The 12585-nt window shown below is 35.3% G+C and carries 12 protein-coding genes; 7 read left to right on the top strand and 5 right to left on the bottom strand.

The annotated features are described in order from the left end of the window. Positions 1-115: 115 nt before the first annotated feature. From LJY09_RS08165 to LJY09_RS08175, 3 genes are all read left to right on the top strand, one after another. Positions 116-907: a phosphotransferase gene (locus tag LJY09_RS08165; protein ID WP_154972773.1), complete on the top strand. Its 792-nt coding sequence runs from the start codon at positions 116-118 to the stop codon at positions 905-907. A 22-nt stretch (positions 908-929) separates the two neighbouring features. Then, complete coding sequence (locus tag LJY09_RS08170; RefSeq protein ID WP_033578571.1) at positions 930-1388, top strand: GNAT family N-acetyltransferase; 459 nt, start codon at positions 930-932, stop codon at positions 1386-1388. Between the two features lie 433 nt (positions 1389-1821). Continuing rightward, the gene (locus LJY09_RS08175; protein WP_099330817.1) at positions 1822-2055 is read left to right on the top strand and encodes a hypothetical protein; all 234 of its coding nucleotides are present in this window, start codon (positions 1822-1824) and stop codon (positions 2053-2055) included. Between the two features lie 137 nt (positions 2056-2192). Here LJY09_RS08175 and LJY09_RS08180 read toward each other — a convergent pair whose 3' ends face one another. Continuing rightward, on the bottom strand, positions 2193-3485 hold the full coding sequence (locus LJY09_RS08180) for a VTT domain-containing protein (protein WP_186806702.1): 1293 nt from the start codon (positions 3483-3485) through the stop codon (positions 2193-2195). 472 nt (positions 3486-3957) lie between these two features. Here LJY09_RS08180 and LJY09_RS08185 point away from each other — a divergent pair, with 472 nt between their 5' ends. From LJY09_RS08185 to LJY09_RS08195, 4 genes are all read left to right on the top strand, one after another. Continuing rightward, complete coding sequence (locus tag LJY09_RS08185; RefSeq protein ID WP_155017168.1) at positions 3958-5160, top strand: MGDG synthase family glycosyltransferase; 1203 nt, start codon at positions 3958-3960, stop codon at positions 5158-5160. Position 5161: 1 nt separating this feature from the next. Beyond that, on the top strand, positions 5162-5860 hold the full coding sequence (locus LJY09_RS08190; protein ID WP_098999984.1) for a polysaccharide deacetylase family protein: 699 nt from the start codon (positions 5162-5164) through the stop codon (positions 5858-5860). Positions 5861-6167: 307 nt separating this feature from the next. Next, positions 6168-6290, top strand: a complete 123-nt coding sequence (locus LJY09_RS27620; RefSeq protein WP_255293454.1) for a hypothetical protein — start codon at positions 6168-6170, stop codon at positions 6288-6290. Positions 6291-6984: 694 nt separating this feature from the next. After that, positions 6985-7197 carry a YczF family membrane protein gene (locus LJY09_RS08195; RefSeq protein ID WP_228307659.1) on the top strand — a complete coding sequence of 71 codons (213 nt, stop codon included), beginning with the start codon at positions 6985-6987 and terminating at the stop codon, positions 7195-7197. 9 nt (positions 7198-7206) lie between these two features. Here LJY09_RS08195 and LJY09_RS08200 read toward each other — a convergent pair whose 3' ends face one another. The 4 genes from LJY09_RS08200 to LJY09_RS08215 all read right to left on the bottom strand — a co-directional run bounded on the left by LJY09_RS08200 (position 7207) and on the right by LJY09_RS08215 (position 12452). Then, entirely contained in the window at positions 7207-8310 is a 1104-nt protein-coding gene (locus tag LJY09_RS08200; protein ID WP_098999982.1) for a GerAB/ArcD/ProY family transporter, read from the bottom strand. A gap of 19 nt (positions 8311-8329) precedes the next feature. Further along, on the bottom strand, positions 8330-9523 hold the full coding sequence (locus tag LJY09_RS08205) for a Ger(x)C family spore germination protein (RefSeq protein ID WP_154972776.1): 1194 nt from the start codon (positions 9521-9523) through the stop codon (positions 8330-8332). A gap of 30 nt (positions 9524-9553) precedes the next feature. Continuing rightward, positions 9554-11056 (bottom strand): spore germination protein, encoded by a 1503-nt coding sequence (locus tag LJY09_RS08210; RefSeq protein WP_098999979.1) that lies wholly within the window; start codon positions 11054-11056, stop codon positions 9554-9556. A gap of 502 nt (positions 11057-11558) precedes the next feature. Continuing rightward, positions 11559-12452 (bottom strand): AraC family transcriptional regulator, encoded by an 894-nt coding sequence (locus tag LJY09_RS08215; RefSeq protein WP_154972777.1) that lies wholly within the window; start codon positions 12450-12452, stop codon positions 11559-11561. Positions 12453-12585: the final 133 nt, after the last annotated feature.

Consider the following 12585-nt stretch of genomic DNA (forward strand, 5'->3'; position numbering starts at 1 on the left):
GGAAAAGTACGGGCTTTTCTAAATCAATAGTAAAATAAGGTATCTCATTATGGTGAATGCTTTATCACTTTCACTTATTGACGACAAATCGGGTATATTCAGGGGGAATATGTATATGTCAGGCTTTGAGGAAGAAGAAGTACTAACAGGAGGGAATGTTTCTAACGTTTACCGTTCGGGAAATACCGTACGACGAGAATTAAAATCAGATAGTCATAAATTTCATAAGCTATTAAAGCATTTAGAAAACAAGGGGTTTACTTATGCACCAAAATTTTTAGGCATTGACGAAAAAGGGAGAGAGGTCTTGTCATTTATTGAAGGTGAAGCTGGTAATTATCCCTTGAAGAAATATATGTGGTCCGATGATGTTTTGATAGAAATAGGAAAAATGCTCCGTCTTTATCATGATTCAGTGAGTGATTTTTCATTTGATGACAGCTGGAAATCAATAGATAACACGCCTAAACCATTTGAAATACTATGTCATAATGATTTTGCTATATACAACATTGTTTTTAATGATGAGAGACCAATAGGAATTATTGATTTTGATGTTGCTGCACCTGGGCCAAGACTTTGGGACATTGCTTATACTCTTTATACGTGCGTCCCTTTGAGTAGATTTTATCTTTCTGAAACAGGTGAGAAAATTTATTATAATTCATCACAGCATGCTCAAGATAGAAAGCGAAGAGTGAAATTATTTTTTGAATCTTATGGCGAAGAATTACAAGAAGGTTATTTGGAAATGGTATTGCTGCGATTAGAGGGGTTATGTAAAACAATTACAAGAAAAGCTAGTGAAGGTGATATTGCGTTTCAAAAAATGATAGACGAAGGGCATCTTGAGCATTATCAAAACGATATCAAATTCATTTATGAACATACAAAAGAATGGATTTAATTTTAATAGAGGAGCCCTTGTCATGCGAATTATTAATATTAGAGAACAGGTAGAGTACAAAGACAAAGCTATTGAATATACTCAGCGTAAGTGGGCGAGTAAAGAGAATTTAAAGCTTTACGAAGACTGTATTATACATAGCTTAAACACAAATAGTTGTCTTCCAGTCTGGTACCTGTTAGAAGACGAAGGAGGAATTATCGGCTGCGCAGGGCTTATCACCAACGATTTTATAAGTCGAATGGATTTATGGCCCTGGGTGTGTTCTCTTTACATTGAAGAAAGTTATCGAGGTAAATCCTTAGGTGAGCAACTTCTTTTAAAGCTGAAAGAAGATACGAAAAATGCCGGATTTGATAATCTTTATTTATGCACCGACTACGTTGGATACTATGAAAAGTATGACTTTTCATATATAGGCGATGGTTATCATCCGTGGGGGAGTAGTTCAAGAATCTATAGGGCTAATTTAATAGGTTAACTATCAATTTTTTTATAAAATGTTTTTAGCTGTTTCAATCAGTGAATAGCGGGTATAAGTTGATTATACAAGCGTAGCCCCCCAGGAACATGCATGTATATTTCTTTTTCTTACTTACCCTGTTGAATCCTCTTTTTCATGGAGGATTCTTTTTTTATGTCTAAAAGAAGACTTCTCAGACTATATACATCAAACACCTTAAACATCCCTTATGTATTTTATACTCACTGAATCTAGGTCACGTTACAAGATGAAAGAGATTCAGAGGTCTCATGGGACTGTGGATAAATGTAAGAAACCTTGCAGAAATACTAAAGACAGGTATAGCCAAATTTTTATTTTATAAAATATTTTTATACTTTTACGCGCTTTGCTTATGCCAATTTTTGCTTTTTTTATAGTGTGTACTATAAATGTATAAGGAGATGAAATTATGCCAAGACGTCGTAGTGGAGATCGTCGTACATCTCAATCTCGCTCTATAGTAGATAATTTTCGAAGAGGAGATAAAATTCAAGTTTTTTCTGCTGGGAGACAGCTTGATGGAAATGGTACGTTTATTCGAGCAGAAGGCGGATTCTTAGTATGGGAAGATAATTCAGGTAATAGAAATACGACTAGTTTAGAAAGTATCAGCGTTCGCAGATTAAGAAAACGTAATTTCTAATAATTTGGACAGGCTCTGATTTTATATAAATAAAAAAACACTTTCAAGCTGATAACTGGGTATGGAGTACCGAGCAATCACTTGGAGGTGTTTTTTCTCATGGGAAACATCACAAATAAATTTTTTTACAGCATCACTTATAGATTAATACCTTTCATAAGACGGAAGGTTTCAAGAAGTAAAACGTTTAACCCTAGCCATACTCCTCCAAATACATATCCTGCTGCAATGTCGCTGGGATATTGGATACTCAGATACAAACGACTAATCGCAATAAGCAATAAAATAAGAATGGCCGCTATTGGTGCTAATGTAGGAATCCATAACCTTTTAGAGTGTCGAACCAGCATAAATACAGCAAACCCATAAATAACAAAAGCCATTAAAGACTGCTCGCTTGGAAAGGTGTATGAAAGCTGTTCTATCAACGATTTTCTAATAGGGGAGAAATGGTGGAACATTCGTCTCAGGCTTTCTTCGTATAGTTCTCCGCCGCCTGCAGCAACTACCAGAGATAACAATTCAATTTTTTTATCTCTGCCTTTCCATAAAATCCATACAAGTGTAAAGAAAATCAATGCTACCAGAACTTTCTTAGATCCTAGCATGAAAAATACCCGCATTGGTACATTCCAATCTTTATTAAAAAGGGCTGTTATTAATAAACTCGTTAATTTGTTAAAATCCCCAAACTCGTTTTCGATAAAGTCTTGCGTCATTCCAATCATAAGCAGAATAAATCCTAATGTAACTAATGCTGTAAATATAAAAACAAGACCTGCCCGTTTCCGCGTATGAAATACGTTTACTATCCACTTGAGGCAATTAACTGCTATCTTTTTAATCGTTACTTTGAACTTTTTATAAATGTAAATAGCAACGAACAAACATACAGCTACAATCATCCCAATGACAAAATACTTCTTGATAGCATGATGAAACTGTTCCCACTGAGGTCCTAATAACTTTCCTAGAGTAATAAATGTGGTGACCCAAAGAAATGAGCCACTATAGGCGTACAGTGCATACGTACGAAAGGGAAGCCGAGTAATTCCTGAAAAATATCCTGTAATATGTCTAATAACCGGGAGGAAATAAGCAATAATCAACAGCTTGTTTCCATGTACACTAAACCATTTTGACATTCTTTCAATTCGCTCTGGCCCCATATGAAGGGCTTTTCCGTATTTATCAAAAAAAGGAGTCCCTAACTTATAGCCTACCCCGTAAGCTATGGTCATTCCAACCATACTCCCCATACCAGCCACCAGGATACTTCCCACCCAGCTTAAATGTCCTTGAAAAGCAAGAACCCCAGCGTAGCCCATGAGCAGCTCCCCTGGAAGAGGAAGAGCAAGAAGTTCCAGCATCAATGCCAGAAACAGCACGATATATCCGTATTGATTTATATAAGATGTGATAAAATCCATGGTTTGTCCTTCTTTCATAATATGTATTTGCCTAAAGCACGGCGAATAACTCAAATATGCTTGGATTTGATTGAAAATAAGAGGAGGGAAAAGGTTAATTTCACCTTTGATTTTTTTAATGTAGCACTATTTATTAAAAAAACTGGATTTTTCATTAATTTTTAATGTTATTTTTAGCCTATTTTTAATTACAAAACGTAGACTGAAAATGTGCTATTTGAAAGCTCAACTTAAGACTGTTTGTTTTTCTAATAAATAGTGTAAGGAGTTCCCAAACAATCTATGTAACGAAAAAAAAGAAAAGATGCACTACCAAAAAGGCTAAATACCCGGTATTGATTTTTTATCATGCTTACTCTTTTATCAGCAGAGCAATTATTTAATCGCCTAAACAAAAGAACAAAAAGATGTGCTGAAAAGTCTCAGTTTTACCCCATAGCAAAAGCATACAAACTACAAGGAGGGAAAAATCATGAATAATCGTGAACAGGATAAATACTTAATTCTTTCCGCTACGTTTGGAGAAGGACATAAACAAGTGGCAAATGCGATAAGTGAAGCAGTAAGTAATATGGTTGCTGATGTTGAGCCTATTACCATTGACATTATGGAGTGGGTTCATCCCAACCTTTATCCAATCAGCCATTATATTTATAAAAAAGGAATTAAGAAGTTTCCACAAGTGTATAGCTTTTTGTATGAAAAAACTCGTGTGAAAAGTTCTTTTTCTGTTAAGTTAAATTCGATCTTTTTGTCAGGAATGCAAACCGTGCTTAAAATCATACAGGAAATAAAACCGAAAGTAGTGGTTAGTACCTACCCATTTGCTGCAGGAATTATATCGAAATTAAAAGAGCAAGGGTTAATTGATATTCCAGCGGTAACCATCATCACAGATTATACGGATCATTCTTATTGGATTCATCGCTCTACAGATCAATATGTGGTAGGGTCTGCGCGATTGCGTGATCAATTAATTGCGTTAGGGGTAGAGGCAGATAAAATTAAAAACACTGGAATACCTGTACGGAAAAGATTTATAGATGTTCTTCCAAAGGATCTTCTCTTAGATAAATATATGATCAATCCAAATATGTTCACCTTGCTTATCATGGGAGGGGGCGACGGATTTTTTGGAAAAGGGATTTCAACCTTTAAGGCCTTAGAGTCCATCTCTACACCGATTCAACTTTTTATAGTATGCGGTAAAAACAAGAAGTTAAAAACACAATTAGAGTGGGAATTAAAAGACTCAAAGCATGACGTGAGAATTTTGGGATACTGTGAAAGTATTGAAGAATTAATGGCTATTTCAGATTTAATGATCAGCAAGCCGGGGGGAGTGACAACCTCTGAGGCAATGGCGATGGGTTTACCAATACTGCTTTATCATTCGTTACCAGGACAAGAAGAAGACAATGCAGAGTATTTATGTCGTTCAGGATTCGCACTTTCTGTAAAAACAGAAGAAGAGTTGATTGCGCGGGTCGAAAATCTGGTCCACTATTCAGCACCTTTAAGCTGGATGAAACAAAGAATGAAAAAATACCAAACTAAAACATCATCCATAGACGCTCTCCGTGTCATTGTCGGAGAAGCAAGACGCGGTTCATTACTCAACGCAACAAGTGGTAGAACGATACAAAAGCAAGAAGAGATAGAGGTGAGTATATAGTATGGGCTTTATGATTTCTGCTATTATTTTTTTTATTTTGTTATACACCGTTATTCCGTATTTCCTATCACGTAGCCTAGGAGTGAACGTAATTAAAAGAGGAAGGGATTTATCCAAAATTGCTTTTACGTTTGATGATGGTCCGAATCCTGTTTATACCCCGATACTTCTTGATTTACTGAAGAAAAATGAAGTGAAGGCAACCTTTTTTGTGGTTGGTACCAAAGCAGAAAAGTATCCTGAACTAATTCAGCGCATGCATAATGAAGGCCACTTAATCGGAATTCATAACTACGCACATCACTCCAACTGGTTTATGTCGCCTTGGAAAGTTCGAAAAGGACTTAAGAATACAGCCAAGGTAATTAAATCTATCACTGGAGTCACACCTATTTATTATCGCCCGCCTTGGGGAATGCTCAACCTTTTCGATTTTATTAGAAGAGGTAAATATAAGATTATTCTATGGTCAATCATGGCGGAAGATTGGCGAACCTCTGGCGGAAGCGAAAAGATTAAACAACGCCTAGCCAATATAAAAGGCGGGGACGTCATTTTGCTGCACGACTGCGGAGATACGCTCGGGGCGGAATCTGAAGCTCCGAGAAACACAATTAATGCGTTAAGAGATGTATTAAAAACAGTGAAAACAAAAGGATTCACTTGTGTCCGTGTTGATGAATTGGTAGAGAAGCTATAGGTAGTAAGAGAACTATCTTTATTAAATTAAAACTTGCGAATGACATTTTAATTCTTGTCATTACCGTAACTAAATATCTTATCTGTTATAAAAAAGAACCTCTATTTTAAAGAGGTTCTTTTTTATGGCCAGTAAAAATATATGGTAATATAATCTTATATTGGATATATTTATAATTTCGTGGTTTTTAAAATCTGTGTTGAATCAGCAGTCAATTTAAACGACATCTATGAAAGTAGGGTAGTTCTTGAAAAAAGTTATTTTGAAATTCTTTGTATATTTTTTAATCTTCTTCGGAGGAAACTTAATGATTAATATTCTGTTTACCTCTAATTCTGATCTTTTAACAGCATTTTCAACCGCTTTTGGAGTTTCTTTTGGAATTGCTATCTTTGGGTATTGTACACATAAAAGAGGCAAGGAAGCATAAGATGCTGTGTTTTTGACCCACTACATAAAAGATTTTATGAGAAACGTAAATATCATAGTATTAAATTATAAAAATGTTGAGGTTTGAGATGGAGAATTTGTTGAATTACATTTATTTTTTTATGGCCATTTTAATTGGCTTGTACTTTTTTATCACCAATAAACACTCTAGAAAGCCACTATTCATGTTGTTACTATCGATGCTTTTATTTTATAGCAGCGCGTATTCTTTTTACTATAAGACTTATCCAATTAACTTACTCAGTACATTATCCATACTTGTGTTTTGGTGGATCATTCTTTTATTACTAAGAGAGATTTATTCTAGAGAAGAAAATATTTTCTGGAGTCTTTGTTTAATCTATGTAGCGCTATACCACTTATTGCACTACGTTTTTGATTCATTGGCTCAAAAGAATGTTTGGTATGGATTTATCTTTTATGTTTATACAAATGTAGGATTACTTCTGCTTGGCTTGTACTATTTCTCAAGAGTTTATAAAAATAGAACCGTGCATTAGAATGAACAAAGCTCCTTGGAAATCATTGTCCACAATTCTTGTTATGTAAGGTTTTTATAACAGATTGCTTTGCAGAAGATCAATTATTTAATAAATAGTATTAAATCTCATGGACGCCTTGTATATTTTTATAGTATTTACCGCAATTTAAAAGAAAAAGGTGAGGCTGATATAATGGCTAAAATAATTCCATCCTTATGTATTACGTTGGGTGCTTATGTTCTTATTGCGTTCATTGACGCTTTTCAGGGAAACTATATGTTTCAATTGCTTTATAATATAAAACAATATTTTATAATTGCACGTGGGGAAGATTATTTTTTGATTATTTTATTTGCTTTGTTGTTCGTTACTGTTAGCATTTTTCCTGTGTTAAAAAAACAATAGCCTCCCTTGTCATGAAAGGGCAGGCTTTATTTTTTGTTTTATATATGCTGTAATCAGCAATAAGATGGGAATTGCTATATGAAAAGGGAGGTGCAATAAATAAGGAACAATTTTGAGTCCTTCATTTATATGAGCTTGGTAACTAGGAGCAATCATCAGTGAGGAGAAAAAAATAACACCGCCAATTAAATAAATGTTTGTAACAGAAGATTTCATTCGAAACAAATCAGCCGCGCCAATCACTGCACAAAAGAAATAGATGGTTATTTTAACAAAACCTAAAATGACCATGAGAATAAGAATAAAGGTATCCAGCCTTTGAATAAAACTAGCTATGTTAATGTAACTCACAGCTGTAAGAGCCGGGAAAGAGGATCTTAAAACAGTCTCTGGTCCGAGTACACACAAAAGAATAATCGAATTAATGGTTAAGACAATTCCTCCTGTTATAATGGCGGATAGTCCAATTGCTGCAGCCTGACTTTTTTTATTCAAATAAGGAAGAATCATAGTAAAGGTAATCAATTCCCCGAAAGGCACAGTAATACCAAGAGGGACTAACTCTTTCCCTATGTTTCCCCATCCATTTGCTAATACGGGTTGAAGGTTTTCCACCTTGATATAGCCTCCTACTACATACAAAACATTTAATATAAAAAGAGTCAGTAAAATAACAACAAAACATAAGCATGTAACTCGTGCGAATGCTTCTATTCCTAAGTAAATACTATAAATTAACACAAAGGTCATACATATGCCCAGCGTAATAATCGATGTAACATAGTAAGAAGAACTAATTAGTAATTCTTCAAAATCACGTAGTACTCTAGAAGCAATATAAACAAAATATATAATATAGCAAAAGCTAATAGCACCGCCTACGTATTTACCCCAGATTTTAATGAGATAGCCAGTCAAAGGCATATTAGGGTATCTCTTATATAAGGAGATATAGACTAAATACAGTACACACCCAAAAAAAGTAGCCAAAAGGGGGACTATCCATGCATCTTGCCTAGCAGCCTTTCCTATATCTAAAAGTAACGTACTGCCCAATATAAAGATAAACATCATACAAAATAATTGAAATCCATCGATTTTTATTTTAGTCAACGCTTTTTCAGCTCCTCATCTAATTTACCTCATAAGGATTTGTACGCATTCCGGTATTTACGATACTGACGTTCACATTCATCGATACCTTCGCACTTGAAAATAGATTCTTCCAATTCTGTTTATGCTGACGCCAATAACTAGGGTTGGTTCGAGATAAGCTATCACCAAAGCCAAATATATCTGCCTTTTCTTTTTGTGCGATGGTAATAGTCTTTGTAATTTCCTTTTGCAGTTCATTTTGGACTTCTTTTTCCAACTCTTTTAAGACCTTAGGGTTGCTTAAATCTTTCTGGCATGATGTTTCCGTAATTTCTCCCATCACATTCAAATCTGTATGAATAAAAGGTTGTCCATGGCGGATTTTTGTCTTTATTTGACTTTTTATTCCGGTCGTCGTAACTGTGATATTCTCATTTATATTACAAGGGAAAACAAGGGCCGTGCTCTTCACTTTAGACGTAGCAAGTTGAACAGATCGAGCTTCATCCCCATCCAGCCATTGAACTAATTTCCCTTTTCTAAACATAGCTAATCCTTTTACCTGCATAGCGCTTGGGCTGGTATTCTCTAAATTGCCTGCTTCTTCTGACTTCTGAGAGGGTTTGTTAATGGTGATTCCAGGAAGAGATAGGTCTTTTCCCTCACTCAAAAGCATAGAAATAACTTCATATGCTTGTACATTACTAACTATTCCGTACATTTTTTGATTGTTCTGGGTTGTACTTAGGATACTTTTGACTGGAGTAACCTCGAAAGGTTCAATCACACCAAGCAATTTCTCAGCAGTTCCATCACGTGCAATAAAAACTGGAATACTTGTACGAGCTTGCTTGCCTCGATCCAAGGCATCAAATAATGAGCTAAGGTCATTTCTTGCTAACTTTTCACCTACAACGATAAGCGAAAGATGAGAAGTAATATGTTCTCTTGGGATGACGACAGAGGCTTTTTTTAATGCTTCCACTAACGTTTTGGCCGTTACTGTATAGTTAATGACAGGAAGACCTTGTCCTCCCGACGAACTGCCTTGTGACAAACCACTTGGGTTAATGACCTGATAGGTTACTTTATAAGGTTGTTCCAAATTTTCATTCTTATCAATTCCCAATCCTATAATAACTCCTATTTGGTTTAATTCTCGGTAATTCGAACATCCTGAAACGCATAAACAAATGGCAGCGATCCATAAAAGCGAAAGATAAGTTTTCATTTTCTATCCTCATTCATCTTTATATGACGTCTATTTATTTTGATGTTTTTTCAACAGAGATGGTAAAGAGAATCGAACTAAAGTATCCTTTTGCTTTTTAAAATCAAAGGGAGCAAAAGGTGAAAAGTAGGGGATACCGAAAGATCTTAGACTACTTATATGAAGCCATATACATAAGGTCATAAGCAAAATTCCATATAAGCCAATAAATGCTGAAATTAGAATCAAGATAAACCGAAAACCACGGGCCGCATTGACAATGCTAGTAGATGGCAGTGTAAAATTGCTGATGGCAGAAATAGCAACAATGATCACAACAGCCGCCGATACAAAACCTGCTTCTACAGCTGCTTGTCCTAAAATCAGCGCTCCTACGATTGAGACTGCTGGTCCGATTGCTCTAGGCATTCGGATTCCTGCTTCTCGCAACATCTCAAAAGCTAATTCCATCACTACCATTTCTACAATTGCTGGAAAAGGAACTCTTTCTCTTTGCGCCATTAAACTGACCATTAATGTGTTTGGAATAAGTCCCTGATGATGCGTAATCAATGCTAAATAGATAGCAGACGCATACATAGACAGAAAAAAAGAACCAAATCTTAGTATCCTTAAAAAGGAAGCAATATAATAATTTTGATAATAATCTTCGGGAGACTGAAAAAATTGAGAAAAAATAGCAGGTGCGATTAATACAAAAGGTGTTCCTTGTACAATAATAGCAATTCGACCTTCTAATAAATTTCCTACAACGGCATCAGGTCGTTCCGTATTTAATAGAAGTGGAAAAATAGTCGTCCTATCATCCCGGATAAATTCCTCAATATAGTTCGACTCGAGGACCCCATCTACCTTAATCTCTTTTAAACGTTCTTTGACTTCCTCTACAATACGTTCATCTGCATTCCCTTGAATATACATGATCCCTATATCTGTTTGGGTTACGCTTCCAATTTTCATGCTGTCTAAGCGTAAATTAGAATCCTGAATTCTAGCTCGTATTAAAGAAGTATTCGTCCTTAAATTCTCTGTGAAACTATCTTTAGGTCCTCTAACAACCGTTTGACTGGTTGGTTCTGTTACTGCGCGGGACTGAAGTTTTTTTGTATTGCCAATGAAAATTCTAGAACTTCCATTCAGTAGTATGACTGTATCACCAGTTAAAACGGCTGACATAAATTCATGCCAATTCTCTTTTATAGTCAATTGAGATACAGTTAACATCTGGGGTATTTGTGCTTCTATCTCTTTGGCGGTTACTACTTGATTACTTTCCTTAAGCCACTGAATAAGAGGAGTCATGATATTCTCATTTATAATGTTTTCATCTGCTAATCCGTCAAGGTGAATAACGGCTGCTTTTAACGTGTTTTGATACGGAGACTCAACCATTCGAACCAATACATCGGAGCTATTTCCTAATTCGTTCAATAGTCTCTCTATATTTTTATTTACATCATCATATAAGGGAGTTGCTGAACAATCTGTTGTCTTTTCTTTATTAGAGCTTTTCAGAAGATATCTTTGTCGCACGTTTTACCACCTTTTATATGAGTGAATATTTGTTATACAACGAGTAACGTTATCATTCCTATAAAATGTAAAAAATATGCACGTGAGGAAAATACATAAAATAAAGTGATAGTAAATGTATCTAATTTTGTTTTCTTTTTTGTCGTATTAGTTGAATGTCAAAATAAAGCCGAGGATTCTTTAGAGTTTTTAGAAGAAGATCAAAGCGGGTTAGCTAGTATTACCTTATATCCAGTGACAGATCAGAAGATATTGTTTTAAGAATTAAGTAATTGGAGAGAAAAGCACATCGTATTTCTCTGTATATCTGATGTTTTTATTGCCGATATCGTACATTATGATAACTAAAAATGAAGGGAATATTCAAATTGGCTGATTCCAAAATTCCCAATGCAAAAGAATAAAAAGCCCTCTCTTAAATATAAGTGCTTAGAGATTGGGCTTTTGTATAGGAATATGTTCAGCATTATAAGTGAATTTCTACTTGGAATGCTTTTCTCTTTTACGCCTTAACAGCCTGTTTTTTTACCGGAATGTAGATGTCAATCTCTTTATTTTCTGAGCCATAACATCTTTTGTCGTACAGTTCAAATTCCATTGATCCGTAGTGTTCATAACCCGATTCAGGGAACCATTCTGTAAAAACATAATTCCACGTGGACTGAATGGAAGAAGTAAAAGATTCTTCATTTGATTTTGGTGTAGTAAATACGGCATATTCTAGTTCAGGGAAGCTTTTGTAAACTGTTCCTTCAGGTGCTGGAGTGTCTTTCTCAACTTCCATACCAATTACATAAACAAACTCACCCGTTTCAGGATTAAAGTCAGTGCAAATACCAAGCTCCACGTTTTTGTTTATGGGATGGGGTATTCTAGAGCCTAATCCATTTTGCATGTACTGTTGCCAAAATTCAGGAATGTCTTTATTATTCTGGCCACCCTCGTTCTTTGTTTTTAGCTCATATCCAATGACATAAAAAGCAGGTTTAGTGACTAGTTTTGGTTCCATTTTATTTCCTCCTGACAAAAGTGTGGTAGTTAGGTAGGCTTTTCCCCGTAGCGGTCCAGATATTCTTCTTGCGTTACGGTATTGTTTCGGTGAAACATCATAAAATTTTTTGAACGCTCTGTTAAAAGACTCCTGATAGTGGAAACCAACATCAAGTGCGATATCAATGACTTTTTCATCTGTGAAAAATAAGCGTTCTGCTGCGCGTGTAAGTCTTCGTTTTCTCACATAATCCATCACTGATTCTCCAACCATGGCTTGGAAGACACGGTGATAATGAAAAGGAGAAAAACAGGCAATTTCTGCTAACTTTTCTAAAGTGATTTGTGTCTCCAAATTCTCCTCAATGTAATCCAGCGTTCTCTGTATACAAGTTACATAATTCATTTACATTCACCTACCTTACGTTCACTATAACAGCAAACAAATCTTTGTTCTTAACATTTTTTGCTATATTTAATTAGGTGAGGGGACTTTTCCAATATACGCCTCTAGATGTATAGTCCTAAGAGGATTTTAA

Source organism: Priestia sp. J2 (genome assembly GCF_020790095.1).
In the GTDB taxonomy this organism is placed as follows: Bacteria; Bacillota; Bacilli; order Bacillales; family Bacillaceae_H; genus Priestia; species Priestia zanthoxyli.